General features: G+C 62.5%; 16 protein-coding genes. All 16 read right to left on the bottom strand.

Annotated features, from left to right (window positions below; all coding sequences use genetic code 11):
- Window position 1: 1 nt before the first annotated feature.
- Window positions 2-994, bottom strand: a complete 993-nt coding sequence (gene galE, locus ACZ1I5_RS13605) for a UDP-glucose 4-epimerase GalE (RefSeq protein WP_465169782.1) — start codon at window positions 992-994, stop codon at window positions 2-4.
- Window positions 991-1,560 carry an LbetaH domain-containing protein gene (locus ACZ1I5_RS13600; RefSeq protein WP_465169781.1) on the bottom strand — a complete coding sequence of 190 codons (570 nt, stop codon included), beginning with the start codon at window positions 1,558-1,560 and terminating at the stop codon, window positions 991-993. The genes galE and ACZ1I5_RS13600 overlap by 4 nt, the downstream gene beginning before the upstream one ends.
- A 2-nt stretch (window positions 1,561-1,562) precedes the next feature.
- Window positions 1,563-2,735, bottom strand: coding sequence for a glycosyltransferase (locus ACZ1I5_RS13595; protein ID WP_465169779.1), 1,173 nt, complete (start codon window positions 2,733-2,735; stop codon window positions 1,563-1,565).
- Window positions 2,732-3,994: a glycosyltransferase family 4 protein gene (locus ACZ1I5_RS13590; RefSeq protein WP_465169778.1), complete on the bottom strand. Its 1,263-nt coding sequence runs from the start codon at window positions 3,992-3,994 to the stop codon at window positions 2,732-2,734. The genes ACZ1I5_RS13595 and ACZ1I5_RS13590 overlap by 4 nt, the downstream gene beginning before the upstream one ends.
- 33 nt (window positions 3,995-4,027) lie before the next feature.
- Window positions 4,028-5,155, bottom strand: coding sequence for a glycosyltransferase family 4 protein (locus ACZ1I5_RS13585; protein WP_465169777.1), 1,128 nt, complete (start codon window positions 5,153-5,155; stop codon window positions 4,028-4,030).
- The gene (locus ACZ1I5_RS13580) at window positions 5,152-5,952 is read right to left on the bottom strand and encodes an FkbM family methyltransferase (RefSeq protein WP_465169776.1); all 801 of its coding nucleotides are present in this window, start codon (window positions 5,950-5,952) and stop codon (window positions 5,152-5,154) included. The genes ACZ1I5_RS13585 and ACZ1I5_RS13580 overlap by 4 nt, the downstream gene beginning before the upstream one ends.
- Window positions 5,953-6,135: 183 nt before the next feature.
- Window positions 6,136-7,083: a glycosyltransferase family 4 protein gene (locus ACZ1I5_RS13575; RefSeq protein ID WP_465169775.1), complete on the bottom strand. Its 948-nt coding sequence runs from the start codon at window positions 7,081-7,083 to the stop codon at window positions 6,136-6,138.
- Complete coding sequence (locus ACZ1I5_RS13570) at window positions 7,040-9,301, bottom strand: acyltransferase family protein (protein ID WP_465173966.1); 2,262 nt, start codon at window positions 9,299-9,301, stop codon at window positions 7,040-7,042. Before ACZ1I5_RS13570 ends, ACZ1I5_RS13575 begins: the two co-directional genes overlap by 44 nt.
- Window positions 9,302-9,408: 107 nt before the next feature.
- Window positions 9,409-10,710 (bottom strand): hypothetical protein, encoded by a 1,302-nt coding sequence (locus tag ACZ1I5_RS13565; RefSeq protein ID WP_465169774.1) that lies wholly within the window; start codon window positions 10,708-10,710, stop codon window positions 9,409-9,411.
- A 27-nt stretch (window positions 10,711-10,737) separates the two neighbouring features.
- Window positions 10,738-11,556: an FkbM family methyltransferase gene (locus tag ACZ1I5_RS13560; protein WP_465169773.1), complete on the bottom strand. Its 819-nt coding sequence runs from the start codon at window positions 11,554-11,556 to the stop codon at window positions 10,738-10,740.
- 10 nt (window positions 11,557-11,566) lie between these two features.
- A complete protein-coding gene (locus ACZ1I5_RS13555) occupies window positions 11,567-12,613 on the bottom strand; it encodes a glycosyltransferase (protein WP_465169772.1) in 1,047 nt (348 codons plus the stop codon).
- A 42-nt stretch (window positions 12,614-12,655) separates the two neighbouring features.
- Window positions 12,656-13,996, bottom strand: coding sequence for an O-antigen ligase family protein (locus ACZ1I5_RS13550; protein ID WP_465169771.1), 1,341 nt, complete (start codon window positions 13,994-13,996; stop codon window positions 12,656-12,658).
- Window positions 13,997-14,060: 64 nt separating this feature from the next.
- Window positions 14,061-15,128 carry a tetratricopeptide repeat protein gene (locus tag ACZ1I5_RS13545; protein WP_465169770.1) on the bottom strand — a complete coding sequence of 356 codons (1,068 nt, stop codon included), beginning with the start codon at window positions 15,126-15,128 and terminating at the stop codon, window positions 14,061-14,063.
- A gap of 149 nt (window positions 15,129-15,277) precedes the next feature.
- On the bottom strand, window positions 15,278-17,383 hold the full coding sequence (locus tag ACZ1I5_RS13540) for a GumC family protein (RefSeq protein ID WP_465169769.1): 2,106 nt from the start codon (window positions 17,381-17,383) through the stop codon (window positions 15,278-15,280).
- A 158-nt stretch (window positions 17,384-17,541) separates the two neighbouring features.
- Window positions 17,542-18,243 carry a polysaccharide biosynthesis/export family protein gene (locus ACZ1I5_RS13535; RefSeq protein ID WP_465169768.1) on the bottom strand — a complete coding sequence of 234 codons (702 nt, stop codon included), beginning with the start codon at window positions 18,241-18,243 and terminating at the stop codon, window positions 17,542-17,544.
- Window positions 18,244-18,404: 161 nt separating this feature from the next.
- Window positions 18,405-19,370, bottom strand: coding sequence for a GDP-L-fucose synthase family protein (locus ACZ1I5_RS13530; RefSeq protein ID WP_465169767.1), 966 nt, complete (start codon window positions 19,368-19,370; stop codon window positions 18,405-18,407).
- Window positions 19,371-19,584 lie beyond the last annotated feature (214 nt).

Genomic DNA, 19,584 nt, shown 5'->3' with positions numbered 1-19,584 from the left:
GTCAGGCCGTATGCCGCGCAGGATTGTCGGCGGCGCGCAGCCACGCCCAGGCGCTACGCATGATCGTGTCGATATCCGAATGCCGTGCCTGCCATCCGAGCGTCGCCAGCGCCTTTGCCGGATCGGCGACCAGCACCGGCGGATCGCCGGGCCGGCGTGGCTTGATGTCAACGGCGATATGGCGACCGGTGATGCGCTCGGCCGCAGCGACAAGCTCGCGGACGGACAGGCCATATCCCGTTCCCAGATTGATCGCGTCGAATCCGGCGGTACCGCTCAATCTTTCAAGGGCGCGACAATGGGCGTCAGCCAGATCCTCCACATGGAGGAAGTCGCGTACGCAGCTGCCATCGGGCGTGTCGTAATCGACGCCGAGGATGGAAAAGCGCTTCGCCGGATCCGCGGCCGCCTGAAGGATCAGCGGAATGACATGGGTTTCCGGATCATGCGCTTCCCCCAGATCCCCCTCCAGATCAGCACCCGCGGCATTGAAATAGCGGAGCGCGACGCAATCGATCTGGTGCACGGCGCTCACGCCGCGCATCATCGTCTCGCCGAACAGCTTGGTATCGCCGTAGGGGTTGATCGGGCGCTGCCGGCTGGCCTCGTCGATCGGCACGACGTCGGGGATCCCATAGGTTGCGCAGGAACTGGAGAAGACGAATTTGGCGACGCCGGCCTCCACGGCCGCTTCCAACACGTTGCGCGTTCCGCCGACATTGTTGCGGTAATATGCCAACGGCCTGGCGATGGACTCTCCGACATAGGCAGAGGCTGCGAAATGAATAATCGCGTCGGGCTGATGCCGCGCCAACGCAGCGTGAAGCGCGCCGACATCATTGATGTCGCCTTGCACCAACGGACCGAAACGGGCGAAGCCGCGGTGGCCCGTAGACAGATTGTCGAAGACGATCGGTTCATGGCCCGCCGCCGCAAGCTTCTTGCAGGTGTGACTGCCGATATAGCCGGCGCCGCCGGTGACCAGGATTCTCATCGCCGTCCGACCTCGCGCGCGGGGTTGCCCGCCATCACCGCACCAGCGGGCACATCACGCATCGCCACCGCCCGCGCACCAACCACTGCCCGCGCGCCAATGGTGACGTGCGGACCAACGAAGCTATCGGCGCAGAGCCATGCCTCATCTTCCACCCGGATCGTCGCCCGAATCAGGGGCATGTGGGGATCGCGAAAATCATGCGTTCCAGCACAGAGATGCGCGCCTTGCGAAACCGTGACCCGCTCGCCGATGCTGATCGCGGCCAGATTGTACAGGATCGCCCGGTCGCCTACCGACGACCAGTCGCCGATCTCGAGCTGTGACGGCATGAAGATCCGCACCGTCGGATAGATCTGGCAATGCCTGCCGATTCTGGCGCCGAACAGGCGCAGCCAACTTGCGCGAGCGGCGAAGAAGGGGCGGGGGATCGCCGCGAAAACCAGCCTGCCCATGCTCCAGGCGATCCGCGCAAGGCGCTCACGTCTCGTATAGTTCGAGGTGCGCCGGTTCGCCGCGATGTCGATGCGGCTCGGGACCCGTTCGGATGGAGGTGTATCCGCCATGATCAGCTCGCGATATGATGCGGGCGCGGCCCCCGGCCTGCCAGCCACGAGAACAGCCCGATGTGCTGATCCACGATTCGCTCCCAGGTGAAACGTTCCTCCACCAGCCGACGGCCGCGCTCGCCAGTCCTCACCAGAGCGGACGGCTGATCCAGATGATACTGCAGCGCGGTGGCCAGGGCGCCGGGCTCGTTGTCGATGCGACAGGCCGCGCCGGCAACAAACCCCTCCGGTATGTTGCATGCATCGGTCATCAGGACCGGCTTGCGGTGGGCCCATGCCTCCAGCACGGTCATGGGCATGCCCTCGCTATAGGATGGCAGGATGAACGCATCGCATTGGGCATAAGCGGCCTGCTTTTCCTGCCCGTACAAGGGGCCCGGGAATGTCACATTGCCGAGCTGTCGCTCCTCTGCAAGCCGCGTGAGTTGCTGGAGATGATTGCCGTCGTCCCATCCGGCGATCTGCAACTCCCAGTCGTCGCGGATGGCGCGCGACGCTTTCCCCGCGATCGCCCATGCTTCGATCAGCTCGGCGATTCCCTTTTTCGGGTGAATCCGCCCAAGAAAAAGCAGTTTCTTCCGCGACGGATTCGCGGATGAAGATTCCGGCTCGTCGGTGGGCAGCGCGACGCCATTGGGAATGACGGCGATCGGCACACCGAGACCCAGCGCTTCGATGGCATCGGCCTCCGCCCAGCACAAGGCACGCAGAACAGCGGCGCCGCGCAGATTGGCATTTTCGAACGCCCATTTCGCGACGCGCTTCTTCACATGGCTATTTCGCTGTGCCCAGGGGTCGAGCATGCCATGTGGCGAAATGACCAGAGCGCCCTCGTTCCGCCGGTTCCAGCGACGCGCGGCCACGGAAGAATAGTTCCAGAGGCCATGCAGGTGGAGAGCATCGTAGCGGTTTGCGCTGAGCTCGCGGCCCAATCCGGGGGCAAAGGCGAACCGTTTCGGCCCGACCACGGGAAACGCGCGAAAGCGATCCACCTTCCATGCATCGCGGCCGACGTTCAGGCCCTCGTCGACGACGCCGTACACCGACACGATGTGTCCGCGATCATGCATCAAATTCGCCGGGAGCCTGACCGATTCGAACAAGCCGCCGGCCTCCGCACTAAGCGATGCGGTCAGGATACCGAGGTTCAACGGGCGAATACTGCCGGTCATTGCAGCGACCGCCGCCACATTGCGAAACCGATCGCAATTCGCGCCATCGCTGATGGGCGCTTGCGCGGCGTTGCCACCGCGTAACGAGCGGCATCGGCCATACCCTGCCCGAACCGGCTAGGCTCCCATGCCGCGATCAGCGACCGGCTAGCCTCTCGCATGGCGGCCAGACTTTCGGTGGCCGCAATCGCCTTCATTCCCGTAACCAGTGCCTCTGTGTCGAACGGGGAGAAAGTGAATCCATTGACGCCGTCGCGAACGAGGACCGACGTGCAGCCGCACCGGTCCGAGACGAGAACCGGCAGACCCGACGCCATCGCCTCGTTCACTACCAATCCCCATTGTTCGACCGTGCTGGCGTGGACGAAGCACCCCGCAGTTCCGTAATAGGCCGGCAAAGCGTCATACTGCCGAAAGCCGGGCATATGAACATGGCCTTCGAGATGCAGCGTCGCGCGCTGCCGCTCCAGTTGCGCGCGAAGGTCTCCGTCACCGAGCAGGACCAACGGCCAATCTGCGGGGTCATCGGTACGGGCTTGCCGGAAACGGGCATAAGCATCGAGGACGACGGCGAGGTTCTTCTTGGGGATGAAGCGGTTTGACGCGAGGAAATAGCGACCCCGCGCCGCCTCGGGAAGGGGCTCGTCCCGATTGCCTAGGGGCATCGCAGCATCGCGGGCGGCATCTGCCATCCGCCGGAAATAGCCGTTGTCGACAATGTTATAACCGCGAAAAATCGCCCCGGACGGCAAGCCGAGTGTGTGGAGATACGCCGCCTGCCCGTCACTGCTGCAAAGGCCAGCGGTAAAATATTCGAAAACCTGCCGCTTCAGGAACTCGGTGGCCCATTTGCGCCGAAAATCCCATGGGTTCGTCTCGGACATCGTAATGACAGGAATATCGCGCGCGACCGCCCAGCTCGCGAGGGCAAGCGCCATCTGGGACGACCATCCGGGCACCGCGATCACGTCTGGCTTGAAAGGGCCTACCTTTTCATCGATCGCGGCAAAGATGTCGCCGGGGCGATCCGAGTTTTTTGTCGTGCGCAGCACGACCCGGGCGAGCCCTTCGGGAGCGTCAGGAGAATCCCACGCATAGAGACTGCTTGTCGACGACCGCTCGACGGCAAGAACATCGACCTCCTTCGCCGCCGCGGCGAGACGGGCGATATGATATGGGCCGAAATTGTCGAAGGCGATCGCTACGCGAATATTACCGCTCCCTGCGTACTCAAGGCTGGTATCGCGGTTTTGTTGCAACCGCGAGAGAAACTTTGCGGGCGATGACTTTGCTCAGGCAAACGCACCGAGATAGCCACGCAGCGTCGTTGCTGCCGCCTTCCAGGTGAAACCAACGCCGCGTTCCAGCCCCCGAGCGACCAGCTCGGCGCGGGCCGAATTGTCGGACAGGAGGCTGTCCAGCGCCGCCACATGTTGGTCTGGCGACGATGGATCGACCAGTAAGGCTGCGTTGCCCGCGACTTCGGGGATCGAGGAACTGTTGCTGGCTACCACCGCGGTGCCGCAGACCATCGCTTCGATCACCGGGATGCCGAAGCCTTCGTAAAGCGAAGGAAACCAGACGAGCTGGGCTGCGTGATACAGCGAGCAAAGCGTATCGTCGCTGACGAAGCCCGGCATGATGATCGATGCGCCGACCGCCCTTGCCCGCTCGGCATAGCCGGGGGTGCATTGTCCCGTAACGACCAACAGGAGATCGGGGTGCATTGCTCGCAATATGGGCCATGCCGCCAGCGCGACATCGGCGTTCTTGCGGTAGGACAGGCCACCCGGCAACAGGATGAACGACCGACCGCTCAGGCCGAGGCGTCCCAGCTCCGCCTGACCCGCTGCGTCCGGCGGTCGGAAGAAACGCTCGGTTACGCCATTGTGAACCACGCGGAGACGATCCCGCATTGCCGGATGGAAATGCGCGATGCGTTCGGCGGAGAAGTGCGAGACAGTGTGGAACATGTCCACCTTGCGTTCGAGCTTGCGGTACAACATCTGCCACTTCGCCTTTTGCCGGGCAAAGCCCGAATCGCGGGGCAGGGCGCTGGGCTCGAAATAAGACGCGTCGTGAAGCGTGACCGCGCTCTTCGCGCGTCGAGTCGGTACGTAGGATTCGCTGGTGCAGTAGACGATCTCGGCGTCCGGCCACCAATGCTCGGCACGCGGTCGATCGGTCGCGATCCACAGGGCTTGCTGCCAGGAGGTGTCCAGTGAAAAGTCGAGATAGCGATAGTCGCTCCACGGCTTCCCAACCTTTGGAATCACCTCGCGACGATCAGCCCGGTCGGCCAGGATTCTGATCTCGTCCCGGCCCAGGAGATCAAGCTGTTCCACGATGTTTCGTATGACGCGTCCTGCACCGGTGGCGTTATGAATCCGGCGCAGATGCACATAGGCGAGCAGCTTCATCGCGGTGTGGCTAGCCAATTCTCCAGCGCGATGCCCGATATTTCGTCGATCGCCGCGTGCGTCAGCGCGCCGCTGTCGGTCAACCGATAAAGGTCATAGCCAGCGTCAAGCAGCATCCGCGCCGGGTCGGCGGCGTCGAAGCCGGCACGCTCGGTCAAGGCCGGGCATACCTCGAAATAGATCGCCGCCGGACGAATCCTGTTCAGCACCTGCTGGGAGCCACGTAGGACGAGCGTCTCATATCCTTCGACATCGATCTTCAGCAAGCCGATGTCGGTGATCCCGTGCTTGGCGGCGAAGCTGTCCAGCGTCGTCGCCGGCACTTCAGCCGCATGGCCGCCACCATCCTTGCTGATGCTCGCTGTGCCGCGTTTGACCGGGTCGTTGTCGAACATCACCGTTCCATCCGCATCGGACACGGCATAGCGATGGCAGGACACCTTCTTCGCGCCATTGCGAGCGATATTGGCTTCGAGCGTTTCGAAGGTCGTCGGATTGGGTTCGAATGCGTGAATGGCCCGATCCGGGAACCGGCGCGCGAGCACGAGGCTGACCAGCCCGATATTCGCGCCGACGTCGATGATCGGCCCGTCGCCGAACGGGCTTTGCTCGAAGAAGCGCCGCTCGGCCGCGTTGATGAACTCGGGCACCGAGTGATATTCGGAGAAACTGGAGAAGCCGCCCACTTCGATGCCGTCAAGCAGATGCCGGGAGGGATTGCCCCCCGATCGGGCGGAACTGGCGATCCATGTCAGATATTCTCCGACCATCGCGGGATCGCGGGCAAGGCTGGCCACGTTGCGGGCCAGTTTTGAACCGAAGCCGGCCATCTCAGGCGAGACCTTCGGACCGGTTTTTGCAAGCATGGTCCATCGTGAGATTCTCCTGTCAACGCGTCTATATTAGCTGGAATTCGATCTGTCCTGCCTCAACTTCCTGGCCGCGCCTTCGAATCCAGGGCGGTCGGCAGATCGGTGTTTTCAGCCATCGCGCGAAAACTCCCGCAACGCGCCGACAAAGGCGTCTTCCCAGGCCCGTTCATCATACGCCATGAATTCCGCACGCGCTGACCGCGCCATCGCATTGCGTCGCGGCCGGTCTCCAACAATTGCCAGGATCGCGTCGGTCAGCGCATCCACATCGGTCGGCGGAACCAGGATTCCGCTCTCGCCATCGCTGAAATCGACCCCTGCCTCGCGTGTGGTGACGACCGGTAGTCCAGCGGATATCGCCTCGAGCACGACGCCTGCCGACCCTTCGGCCAGCGATGGGAAAGCGAGAATGTCGGCGCGCAGGAACTCGGCGCGCATCCTGTCGCGCGAGATATGGCCCAGTATCTCGATATTCGGGGCGCGAAGCTGCTCCGCCGCCGCAGCCGTCACCCCGCCGGCGAAAATGAACTGGATTGACGGATCGCTCCGCGCGATCTTCGCCGCGGCGAGCGCGAGATATTGTGGCCCTTTGCGGAGCTGGATCGAGCCGGCGAACAGCACGCGCTTGGGGATCGGATCGTTGGGTTGTTCGAAGGTGAGGCTGGACCCGTATCGAACCAGTCGGCATTTGGCTCGCGCTGCGGGATTATAGGTGGCGACATCGTCGATCACGCTCCGTGAAGGGCAGAACAGGCCGTCCGAACGGTCGATCATCGCCTGGCTGACCAAATCAAGGGCCGCGGCCGCCTCAGGCGAGTAGGGCGTCTCGCGCCACTGGGGGAATTTCTCTGCCTCGCGGTTCACGATCCGATGAGCCGAGGGCATGATGAATACGTCCGAAACGAACCTTGCGCCGTGCGTCGTCAATTCGTCGAACTGCAATCCACCAGCGAAATATTGAGAATAGATGACATCGGCTTCACGCAGGTCGCGCTCCCGGAACGCCCATCGTTCAGGCTCGTCGGGCGCGCGCTTCTTGGCGAGCAGAGAGCCCATCGGAAGGCGGCGCAGCGCTGAGCGCGGCAATCCAGAAACCACGCGCCGCGACAAGGGTTGTGCTTTTGAATGACCCGCCATCGCGGCCTTTACCAGAAATTGCTCGATCGACCCTTCCGCGACGGCAAAGTCGGTATAGAGCGCCTGCAGCGCGCCTGCCCTTTGAAGGAAGCGGGCAAGGGCATAGCCGTGCCGCGCGCCAGGCTGGATCAGGATCGTCTTCACCGGCGCGGTTCTCCTTGCGAGCGCTTTGAGGCAATCCAGTATCTTTCAACCAGGGCCCGAGCACATCGCGGGCCGCATGCAGCGAAAGATGGTTACTGTCGCTGTAGAGGGGGCGACCATCCGATTCCAGCGCGCAAACCACAGCGCAGAAGGGTGCCAGCAATGGCACGTAGAGAGCTCCTTGTCGCTTGGAGATCATGTCGAGGACGGTGCCGGCGGGGGCGTCAGCTAGTCGGGCACGTTCCATCGTGTTCAGCCGGACCTGTCCGACGCCGTTGTGGCGCGCGAGTGCCAGTATGGATGGTACGTCGAAGCTTGGTTCGGGAACGCTTCCGATAACGACAACCGTCTTACCCAACGCCCGCATCTGATGGATCGTGCGATCGAGCGAGCGTTCGAAGACCCGCAAGGTCTCTTGCGCGGTGGGGACACTCGTCATCTCGTCCCTGAGGAAGGTCCGCAACGTACCGCCGACCTCCGGCACCGTCCCGCTCACCAACGGAGCCCAGCGTCCGGCGAGGAAGACGGTATGGATCGAAGGCGAACGGGCGAGGTCGGCCAGGAAATGCTGACGGAAGGCGTCGCATGCCGGGTCATTCATCGGCACCATCTCCGCGCCGAGCAGCGGCGGGCATCCCTGGTACCACCATAGGGTGCCCCGACCTTTGCCCGCCATCGCATATTCGATCGCCGGACGCAGTGCCGCGGCATGCGAATCACCGATGATCACATAGCTGGGGTCTCCCTGGCCTGGGCCGAACCGGCATTCCCGTGAACGGCCGCCAGTCTCATAGCCGGTGCAGGGCGTACGCAGGGGGTCGATGTCGAGCGCCGCAGCCTGCGCCGCCAGCACGGGCGGGCTAAGGCGCGCCGGCAGGCCGTTAAAGCAAGTGACGACAAATCCGGCCGAGATCAGAACCAGGGCACCGCCCACCGAAAAGCGCGCGATCGCCTTTGCTGGCCATCGCCGGGCGTCTCGGAACGGGCGCTCGACGAAGTGCCAGCTCACCGTAGCCAGAACAAAGGAGGTGAGGAGGGCGCCGAGGATCGCTTGCCATCCGAGATCGATCGCTGCGGTGAGCATCCTCGCGAACGAAAAGATCGGCCAATGCCAGAGATAAAGGGAATAGGAGATCAGTCCGATGAATACCAACGGCTGCCAGGACAACAGGCGCGCGGTGACGGTTGACTGGACGCCGCTGTGCAGCAGCGCAGCAGCGCCGAGGCATGGCAAAAGAGCAACAAAGCCCGGAAAGGGCTGCTGGGCATTGATCAGGAATACCGATCCGACCACCGACGCCAACCCGGCCAGTCCGACCCATTCGCTCGCCCGACGCGTCAATGGCGGGACGGCACCTATGCCAAGCAAGGCTCCAATCAAAAGCTCCCAGATCCTGGCCGGCAACAGGTAGAAGGCTCCAAAGGGACGGGTAAACGACAAATAGACGCTTCCCGCAAAGGCGACGACAAGGAGCAGCCAAAGGGCTCGATTGATGTTCATGGGCGCGCCACGAACCAGAATCAGGATCAGGGGGAATAACAGATAGAATTGCTCCTCAACCCCCAGCGACCACGTGTGCAGGAGCGGAGCGAAATTGAGATCGGGCGCGAAATATCCGGACTGCCGCCAAAAAAAGATGTTGCTCACCGACAGGACGGCGGCAATGGCGGATTGGGCGAAGCCGTCATAGTGCGTCGCCAGCATCAGCCGGTAACCGATCAGGAAACAGGCCGCGATGACGACGAACAGCGCGGGCAGGATGCGTCGAGCGCGGCGCTCGTAGAAGCGCAAGACCGAAAATCGGTTTTCCTGGAGCTCCGTCCAGATAATCTTGCTTATCAGAAATCCGCTGATCACGAAGAATATGTCGACGCCGACAAAGCCCCCCTGAAACAGGGGAACGCCGCTATGGAAGAGCAGCACGGGCAGCACAGCAAGCGCCCTGAGGCCGTCGATGTCCCGTCGGTATTTGATCGTCGCACGACCCGCCATGGTCGTCACGTCAGGCCGCCAGCGACCGTCGAGAACGGGCGAAAAGCATCAGGTGAATATGCTGCGCATCGACATGTCGGTGCCTCCGCTCGAAATAGCGGTCAGGCTCACGATCCGCCCTGCAATTGGGGCGCAAGCTTCAGGCGTTTCCCTTCGGCAACGGTGATGCGCGCGTAGCGGAAGGGCAGCCAGACGACGAGCAGCAGGAACGGCAACGAGCAGATGAATTCCTGAAAGGCATGCGTAATGCCGTGGAGGCCGGTACCCAGCAGGGACACATAGAGATACTGATCCCTGAGGCCGCCCACGGATGCCATGCTGAACAGCCAGCCGAAGATCCCACCCAAGAGAGCGAAAGCGAAGACACCGAAATACCAATAGTCGAGAAAGGTGTCGGAAAAGCCCGTTCTGGTTGCGCCGGCGGCGTAGTAGCGGTTGCTTAGCGGATTATCCGCGGTCTTGATCATCACTGCATTTTTCGCCTCGCGCCCGAATATGAGCGCGGGAAAGTACCGGGACATCATGCCGTTATATAGCGATACGAAGGGGCGATAATCGCCCAGGTCAGTGGCGATCGCGATGTCCGTCACCGCGCCGGTGATCTCGGGCGCGGCAGCGACCTGCATATTCTTGCCATATTCGCCCGAAAGTACCTCGCCAGAGGTAAGCGCGCCAACCAGCGTCGTATCGTTGTTCTTTACATAGCCGCGCAACATGCCCGCCTGGTTGACAATGAAAGCGCCGATCAGGCAGGCTGCAAAGAGGAAGAACCTCGGCATGACGAAGTTGCGGACGAGAAAGAGGCTGCCGAAAACGATGATAGCGAATTCGAAGATGAATTCCCGTTTGACGGCGACGAGCAGGCCCGGGGAGAATATCCCCGCGGCGATTAAAAACAGGATCAGCGAGATGCGGCTTCTCGTCCTGAGAAAGATAAGGAAATTCAGCGCGGCGCCGAACACCAGCCCTTGGGCCAGCATCGCGTAGACGAGGACGATGCCGGTCCACCCGCCTTCATAGGTGGTTGACGCGGCGGTCCGCGTCATCATGAAGAATCCGGCAGCGCCGACCAGGATCAGGACCAGCGATGCCTGCGCCATGCGCTTCTCGCTGTACATCGTCGCGATTTCGGCCTGCTTCTTCTCGGCAGTCTGTTTGCCCAGCATGCGCCCGAGCTGATATCCTACGAAGAGAAAGATGATCGCAAGGGTCATATAGGTCCAGGCGATCGTTGGATCGAACGGATCGGCCAAGCCGTCCTTTTCGACCGCCCAAGCCTGCGGCAGAAGCCACACCGACAGGAACATGCCGACGACGAAGGGGTATTCGAACATCTTGCGCGGCGCGAGAAGGGGCACGGCGCCTAGTGCCAATATCAGCCCCGACAGGATCATCAGCGAAGGGCTCACAGGCGTTTCTCCACCATTGTCATGGGGTTATCGACGCGCAAGGAAGGACAGTGGGCCTTCCGCAAGATCGGCTCGAACGGCAATGAAGTTTGCCTGAATGAAATTGTCCAGCGCCGGCGCATATTCAAAATACTCGATTCTGTCACGCAACAGCCGGCCGATCCGCATCTGTGGCGCGAGCGACGTGAAGAAGTCGCGCAGAAAGGTTCGCGAGAAGATCGACATGTAATTATATTCGAACTGGATCACGTCGACTCTGCCAGCATCGATCAGGCTCCGGAAGCCCTCGATCACCTTGAGATCGTGCCCCTCGGTGTCGACCTTGAGGAACCTGATATGGGTGATGCCCAGTTCCGCGCAGACGTCCTCTCCGGTGCGACGCTGTACTTCGACGACTTCGCTCGCCATCGACATATCCTCGCCGATCGTCTCGATCGACGAAAAATGCGAATTGCCAGGCGTATAGTTGATTTCGACGGTGCCGACCGCGTTGGACAGGGCGTAGGGCAGGATTTCGGCCCCTCCACGCGCCAGATTGGCAGCGAGTCGCTCGCGGACCTGTGGCACGGGCTCGAACGCAATCAGCCTCGCGCCGGGCGCGTAGTCGAGCACCAGCCGGCTCCAGTCGCCGACATTTGCGCCGACGTCGACGAATACTGCATCCTTTTCCGGAGCGCGTTTGGCGATCGTCTCGACCAGCCAGCGCTCGCCATTCAGATCGATGTCGGTCTCGGCGTTGCTCCACGCCATCACATAGCGCCGGCAGAAGACGTAAAGGGCGTTGCTGAACGGCGCACGGGTCGCGGCATGCCACGACATCAGCTGGCGGATCTGTTTGGCGATCACGCGGTGTTTCCTAACTGATCCAAGGCGCCAGCGACGCCACGCGGTCGTCCCAACTTTCAAGGCGCGGGCGTCGCCCCCGCGCCGCGGCCGTCTTAGCAGAGCGAATCGATCGATCAAGCGCGTCACCCGGCGCGACGACGAAAATGCCATCCTGCCGCACGATCTGGTCGCAGGCATCGGTCGCGATGATCGGCTGGCCGATCGCGAGATGATCCCAGAGCCGCATCGGCGAGCAGAAATGGTTGAACCGGGTCGGCGCATAGGGGATCACGGCAATGTCGATCCCGGACATCCATGCATGAATTTCATCGTGTGGACGGGCGCCGAACCAATGGACCTTGGGGTTGTCGCGTAGCCGCGCGATCGATCCGTCGGGATCAGGGCAATCCTGTAGCGGCCCGACCAGGGCGAGCGAACCGACCTCGTCGGAACAGGCCAGGCGATCAAGAAAGCCGAAATCGATCCGGTCGTTGAACACGCCGACGGTGCCGAAGACGGGGCCTGGCAATCCGGCCAGTTCCACAGGGCGCGGGGTCGTGTCGATAAAGCGCGGCTCCGATGCATTGGGCGCTATGACGCAGGCGCTCGGATCGAGGCCATATTCAGCCACCGCGCGGTCGCGCAGGGCGGCGCTGACGAAGATGGACAAGGTGGCGATCCGGCAAAGCTCCGCTTCCTGCGTGATTGCCGCGTCACCGTCCCAGCCGACATAGCTGCGATAATCGTCGGAGCAATAATAGAAGATGCGGGCCTGGTGGCGAAGGCGTTTGGCAAGGGGAAGATAGTGGAAAGAAGTGAAGATCGCTGTGTCGATCTTCCCGCGTCGTGCCGCAGCCAGCGCGCTGGCCCGGCGGAGCAGGATCGGCATCGCCAGGATCGCGGTGCGGGTTGCCCAGCCCGGCGGCAGGGAGACGGGGGTCAGTCCGTCCTCCTCGGGCATCGCGCCGACAGATCTCCAGGCGCGGGGGGCGAACAAAAGCGTGTCCGGCTTGCGGCGTTGAAGCGCCTGGCCGAATTTCCGACGCCAGATGGTGTTCACGTCGAACTGCGCGATCACCGGGTATGCCCATCGCGGTGAAGAGCCGTCATTGCGGGGTGCTCATTCGGCCTTCAGGTGTCGACCACCTGATGAGGCTTCTTCGCTTTTCACGTCGGGCCTTGGCGCCATCAGCGCCAGACAGGCCGCCAAGATCGCCGCGATCGCACTCGTGCGCGCCGGATAATCGACCATGCTGTGCGCCAGGATGGCGGCGCTCGCGACCACCGCCGCGCGATCAATTCTGGTCGGCGCCCGGACAAACCATATCGTCGCTGCGCGGCGGGCCCACCAGAGAGCCAGGCAGGCTATTACCAGCACCCCGACGATGCCGCCTTCGAGGACGAACTCAATATAGTCAGAATGGGCGTGGTTGACGAAGAAATTGGTCACCATGCCCGGTTCTTCGAACAGCTTGAAGACCGGCACGAAGCTTCCGGGGCCGCTTCCCAGGGGCCAGAAATGCCAGAGGGCGTTTGCCGCGATCTTGTACATGGCTGGTCGCGACAATTGGCTTTGCGACAAGGCCGGATCGATGACGATAGCGGGGCCGATGACGATGACTGCGACAAGGTCTCCGATTGTCACGACCGCTATCGCGGTACCGATATAGCGTGCAGGCCCAAGCGAACGTGGCCTGGCGATCGCCCAGCTTGCGACGGTGACCGGCAGGGCAAGCACATAGGCTGCATAGGACTGCGAGATGGCGATACCCATCAGGAACATCGCCACCATCGCCGCGAAAAGCAGCTCCCGACCCTGGCCTTTGGATCCGACCGTCCTTTCCGAGCCGGCCAGCGATGCGACAAAAGGGATCGCGCATAGCATCAGCGTCGCCTGATGGTTCGCGTTCGCCATCAGGCCGACAGGAAGGCCCTGGTTGCTCGTGCTGTAGAAATACAGGGGGGATGTAACCCCGCCGATCAATTGGGCCACGCCGAGCAACAGCGATATTACAGCCAGAAGGGGAATGAGCCATCGGAGCCCGTTTGAATCGGCGGCGGGACGGGACAGGATCGCGGCGCCGATCGCCAAGGGCGGCAGCAAGGACGCCAGATGCGAGATCGTGCCGGCCGGATGCAGCGATAGCGGTAGCCAGGGCTGCGTATTTCCGCCCGCCGCGAGCCTCTGCACCAGAACATCGCGGCCCGGCGCCAGCACCCATATCGACGGGGGCAGAGGCAGCAGCTGCAGGCATGTCCACAGGAGCCAGCTCGCAACAATCACGATGAGCAATGTCGACGTCCGTGACAAGGGCGTCGCCCCGAAACGTGCCACGCTATACCCGAATAGGAGAGCAGCGATCAGTTGCAGCATCGCATTGGCCAGATGGCCGCCGCTGCTTGATCCACCCAGCAGGATACAGAGTGCCATGAAGCCGGGGATCAGCAACTGACCGATCATCGTCGCCGGTGTCGTGGCGACTGTGCGGGTCGAACGGCGAGTGGTGGATCTTGGTTTCATCGCTTCATTTCACCAGCTCGACCATGACCGACTCGAACAGCACGCTCGTGGTCCGTGGAAACTCGGCAGGCGACCCCATCAGAGCGAGTCGTTGCGCACCGCAATCGGCGGCCGGGACATCAAATTGGGTGGTGTAGCGTTGATGGTTACCGTTTAGGCCAGTGATCTTCATCGTTTGCAAAGGCTCACCGACACCCGGACAGGTTACCGTCCATGAAAGCTGGTTGTTTTCATCGGAGCCAGATGCGACCGCTGTCAGGCGATAACGGCCCGGCGACAGCAGCAATGTCTGTTCCGTAAGGGGCGTGGCACTACCACCCAGATAGGAAACGTTCAGCCCGTGCGGTTTGCTGAATTCGCTCGATCCCTCCGCACCGTCGGTCAATTGCCAATTGAATGGCAAAGGTCCAGGAAGCTTCTGGAACTGCGGATCATAGACCGGACCGAGCTGTTTGAGCGATGATTCAGGCAGGAAATTGATCCAAGCCAGATAGGCGCGCTCATATTCCTTGTTCTTCAGCAGCGACTGAAGCAGCGCTGCTTGTTCGAACAGCACCTGACTCTTGGCCGAGTCCTGCGGTGTCAGCTGATAGATGACGTCGGGCGACACGCCCTGCTGGTTGAGTGCGTACAGAAAGGTGGCGCGCCACGGCGGGTTGGTCGCCAGCTTGCGAGCCAGCGGCGCGCGGCTCGCGGGATCGCGGACAACGCCGGCCATCGCATTGATCAGCGCGGCGGTCCCGGGAGGACCGATCCTCACCAGCCGGTCGAAATGCTCGATCGCCGCGCGATAGTCGCGGTGGCGCAGATCCTGATCCAGGAGCCAGAGCCGAGCGCGAAGGGCGCGCCCGTCGCTGCGCACGGCCAGTGTCATCAGTGTCCGGGCGCGGATCGTGTCGCCCTTTCGGTCCGCAGCAAGCCCGAGATAGGTCAGTGCCACGGGATCGAGCGGGTCGGCGACCAGCAGCCGCTCGGCTCTGTCGGGAGCATTGATCGCGATATTGGGGCCGTTAGCTGGCGCGAGCTCGGCGGCAAGTTCATGACGCAGCGCCGCAACGCTGTCCTTCGCCAAGCCCGCCAACCCCGTCGGACGCGCATCACTCACCGATGCACTGACCAGATTAGCCAGGGCCGCCGCAAGTCCAACCGCCGCTGCCGACGCGCCGAGAAGCGCGAACCCGACCGACCTGGTCCTGCTTCCCCCTGTTGCCGTCATCCCGTTTACGACATCAGCTCGATGCGCCGCTGCCGATCCTTTTCGTTCTCGCCCTTATCGGCACCATAGCCGTAGCTGTAGCCGTATCCATAGCCGTATCCATAGCCATAGCCTTCGAACTTCGGGTTGAACTTGGTCAATACCACACCCATCACCCGGGCACCGGCAGCGCGCAGGTGCTTGATCGAGTTGAGTGCCGCAGGCCGGCGAATCGCGCCGGATTCAATGATCACCACCGTCCCGTCGCATGCCGCGCCAAGCAGCGGCGCGTCGGCCAGGCCAAGGATCGGCGGACCGTCCACCACGATCAGGTCGAAACGCTCCCGCATGATCGCGAGCAGCCGCGGCAGATTCTGGCTCGCCAGCAATTCGGCCGGGTTGGGCGGGATCGGCCCGCTGGGTAGCAGATGCAGGTTGGTGACGTTGGTCGACAGTATTTTCGGCTCCGCGAGATTGCCGCCCGCCAGGAGTGCGGACAGGCCAGTGCCGTCGCCCTCCTTGGCGGTGAAGGACGGTTTGCGCATGTCAGCGTCGATCAGGAGAACCTTCAGGCCAACCTTGGCGAAGCTTTGCGCCAGGCCGAGTGCCGAGCTCGACTTTCCTTCCGAAGGCTTGGTGCTCGTCACCAGCAGTACGCGAGGGGTGCCCTCGGGCGACGAAAACTGGAGCGAGGTCCGGGCGGTAAAATAGGCTTCGGATATCTTCGATCGCGAGACCGACAGTTCCTCGATCAGGGTCGTGTCGCGAGCCAGCTTCGGGATCACGCCGAGCACGCTGACCTTCAGCTTCGTCTCGACATCCTCCGGCACCTTGATGGTGTCGTCGATATATTCGATCGCCAGGATCACCGCGATGCCGAGCAGCGCGCCGATCAGCAGGCCCATGATCAAATTGGTACCAAGACGCGGGCTGAACGGACCGCCCGGCGGGATCGCGTGATCGACCACCGAAGCCTGGCTCTCGCCAATGCCGCCGGCGACGCCGATCTGTTTGTAGCGCTGGAGCAGCGCGTCATAGAGCGAGCGGTTGGTATCCACCTCGCGCTGCAGGATATTGTACTGGATACTGCGGTCGCGCAGATCCAGCACTGATCCCTTGAGTTCGTTCACGCGGCTCTTGAGCGCGGTTTCACGAGACAGAGCTGCCTCATATTCCGACCGGAGGGCGCTGGACACGGCCGCTCGCTCGCGCGCGATCTGCGCGTCGAGCACGCCGATGCGGGCCTGCATGTCCTTCATCTGGGGAAAGTCGGGTTTATAGATACCCAGCTTCTCCTGATAGTCGGCGGACAGGCGGGTACGCTCTCCCTGCAGCGCGCTGATCGTCGGGTTGGTGAGGGCCTCGGTCGTCATGCCGTTGCCGCGGGCCTCCCTGTACCGACCCTCGGCAGCCATCCGGGCGTCCTGTGCCGCGGACAGAGATCCATTGAGGGCGGTCAGAGAGGAGGCGTCGAGCGAGGTTCCAGTACCCTGACGGCCGTCCGGTCCCGGCGCGCTCTCGATGTTCACGATCCCCTGCTGGCGCGCATAGGCGACAAGCGCACGATCGGACTGATCAAGCGCTGCCTTCACTGCGGCGATGCGCTGCTGCAGGAAGTTGCGGGCATAAGCCGTCGCGTCATAGCGCCGCTCCAGCCCGCTCGATATGAAACTGTCTGCAAAGGCGTTGGAGATGCGCGCCGCCTCGTTACGGTCAGCGCTGACGAAATTCACGTTCATCAGGCGGCTGTTGCCGACCGGTGCCACACTCAACCCGCTGCGCAACCGTCCTACCGCGATGTTCTCACGCGCTTCGCGTGGAAGCGATTGGGGTGCGTAGGCCGGATTCGACGCCAGGTTCAGGCGCTGCGCTACACGCACTGCGAGGTCGCGGCTCTGCAACAGCCCGAACTGGGTCGCCATCGCCGCCGGGTCGTTGACCGCGACCGGCTCGAGCGAAGACTCCTTCATGATCTGCGATTCCTGCCGCTTAATCTCGATCGTCGAGGTCGCGCGGTAGAGCGGTGTCGCCAGCAATGTCATCGCGGTGGCAGCGGCGAGGCCAGCGACCACGAATGCCACGAACAACCAACGCCACTTCAGCAGGATTCGCAGGATCGTGCGCAGGTTCATTTCGAACTCTGGCGTCTCAGGCGGTGGAAGGGTCAGTGCGGTCGAAACCGCGCCGCCGGTCTGGGCGGTCGGAAGCGATGTAGGACCACTGCCGCGGAAAGCTTGGATCGTATCGGTCATAACGGGAAGCAATCCATTTCGTCTTTAAGATCGCGGACTTAGAAGGGTCGGAACAGGGCGAGCAATGGAATGGTCTGGACGACGTTCTTGAACGCGCTCTTGGATTCGGATCCGTCGACCACGACGATATCGTCCCCAAAGACGGGTGTGTCGGACATCTCCCCGCGACGGATCGACTTGAGATCGAACGCCGCGGCCTGGCGCTGACCGTTGATCTGACGGAAGATGACCACGCGGCGCGGGTTGGCATCTTCTGTCGTGCCCTTGGCCATCGCGACGGCCTGGAGCAGCGTGGTGGGGCCGGCGATCGGGTAGATGCCGGGCGCGCCAACGGCACCGTCGACCGTGATCCGTGCGCTGGACGCCGACTTGACGATGACCTGAACCTCGGGGTTGTTGATGTACTTCTCGCCGAGCTTTTTCTTGATATCGCCGGCGAGCTCCGCGGAAGTCTTTCCGACAGCGGTCATCTCGCCGATCAGCGGCATCGTGATCTTGCCGCTGGCGTCGACCGGCAACTCACCCGAAAGATCAGGAACACGGTACACGGTGATCGCGAGCTGATCGAGCGCGCCGATCCGGTATTCGACGTCCGCCGCCGCTGCCACCGGAGCATCCGGCCGCCCGAAATCCTTGACCTCATAGGGAACCGAACCGCCTCGCCCGGTCGAACAACCAGCCAGGACAACCGGGACGAGTAGGGCCACGACCATCGTGCGCAGACGATGCATGATTGTCATTCTGAATATCCTACGCGTGACGAATCGCGACGATTTATCGCCGCCGGTTTATGTGGTTATAGGCCCCTCGAACCTTTAACCGCGCGGCTCCGTCCGTCAACCCTGCCGCACGCTGCGTCACGGCGGGAAAGGCCGGTCGCGGGGCAATTTCGCGCCAGGAATCAGGCGGCTGTTGTGCCCATTCGCACGACGTTACCCGTATCCAAAAACCAGCGATAGGTGTCCGCGATCCCCTCACGCAACGAACGGTGCGCATTCCAGCCAAGCGCGTTCAGCTTGCCGGTGTCGACCAGCTTGCGCATCGTGCCGTCTGGTTTGGACGCGTCGAACACGATGTCGCCCTGAAAGCCGACGATGTCGGCGGTCATTCGGGCGAGCTCGCCGATGCTGATCTCGTCACCCGATCCGACATTGACGATCTCCTCGCCTGAATAGGATTTGGCGAGAAAAACCAGTGCATCCGCCAGGTCGTCGACATGCAGGAACTCACGCATCGGTGTACCGCTGCCCCAGACCGGCAGGGTTGCGGCGCCAGCCAGCCGCGCTTCGTGCGCCTTGCGGATCAGCGCGGGCAGGACATGGCTTCCCCGCAGATCGAAATTGTCGAAGGGTCCATACAGGTTGGTCGGCTGGGCCGAGATATAGTCGCACCCATATTGGCGGCGATAGGATTGAGCGAGCATGATCCCGGCGATCTTGGCAATCGCATACCATTGATTTGTCGGCTCGAGCGGGCCGGTCAGCAGCGCGTCTTCGCGCATCGGCTGGTCGGCGTGTTTCGGGTAGATGCAGGACGATCCGAGGAACACGAGCTTTGCTGCACCGGTGCGGCGCGCGCTCTCGATCACATTCGCCTCGATCATCATGTTGTCGTACAGGAATTCTGCCGGCAAGGAATCGTTGGCAGCAATTCCGCCGACCTTCGCCGCGGCGAGAAAGATCAGGTCGACCGGGCTGGCCGCCATCCAGGCAAAGGTCGCCGCCTGATCGCGCAGGTCGATACGCGTCGTGGGAGAGACGATCTCGCATTGTTCGTTCGCAAGGCGCCGGACGATCGCCCGGCCGACCATGCCACGCTCGCCGGCGACCCAGACTCGCTTGCCGGTCAGGGAAAACACTTCGCTCATCTTGATCTTGCCACATCCCTGTTCTGGTTGAAGGCGCCGTGCGCCTTACAGCAATTTCGCCTACTCGCCGATGATCGCCGCACGCGGATAGGCGCTTGCACAGGCGCCCGCAATCTCGCCTGCACGCCATTCGGCGAAGGCGCGGACGATGCCCGCAGCGGCATTCCGAACACCCTCGCGCCCGCGCGTTCGATCTCGCTGACTGCGGGCAGGT

The sequence above is a fragment of the Sphingomonas sp. BL-S-30 genome (assembly GCF_055521475.1).
This window is presented reverse-complemented; position numbering and strand designations above follow the sequence as displayed.

Bases quoted from the DNA above. Each gene is read 5' to 3' on its own strand.
- galE (WP_465169782.1), bottom strand. From the start codon at position 994: ATGAGAATCCTGGTCACCGGCGGCGCCGGCTATATCGGCAGTCACACC.
- ACZ1I5_RS13600 (WP_465169781.1), bottom strand. From the start codon at position 1,560: ATGGCGGATACACCTCCATCCGAACGGGTCCCGAGCCGCATCGACATC.
- ACZ1I5_RS13595 (WP_465169779.1), bottom strand. From the start codon at position 2,735: ATGACCGGCAGTATTCGCCCGTTGAACCTCGGTATCCTGACCGCATCG.
- ACZ1I5_RS13585 (WP_465169777.1), bottom strand. From the start codon at position 5,155: ATGAAGCTGCTCGCCTATGTGCATCTGCGCCGGATTCATAACGCCACC.
- ACZ1I5_RS13575 (WP_465169775.1), bottom strand. From the start codon at position 7,083: ATGGGCTCTCTGCTCGCCAAGAAGCGCGCGCCCGACGAGCCTGAACGA.
- ACZ1I5_RS13570 (WP_465173966.1), bottom strand. From the start codon at position 9,301: ATGGCGGGTCGTGCGACGATCAAATACCGACGGGACATCGACGGCCTC.
- ACZ1I5_RS13550 (WP_465169771.1), bottom strand. From the start codon at position 13,996: ATGATCGGTCAGTTGCTGATCCCCGGCTTCATGGCACTCTGTATCCTG.
- ACZ1I5_RS13540 (WP_465169769.1), bottom strand. From the start codon at position 17,383: ATGAACCTGCGCACGATCCTGCGAATCCTGCTGAAGTGGCGTTGGTTG.
- ACZ1I5_RS13535 (WP_465169768.1), bottom strand. From the start codon at position 18,243: ATGACAATCATGCATCGTCTGCGCACGATGGTCGTGGCCCTACTCGTC.
- ACZ1I5_RS13530 (WP_465169767.1), bottom strand. From the start codon at position 19,370: ATGAGCGAAGTGTTTTCCCTGACCGGCAAGCGAGTCTGGGTCGCCGGC.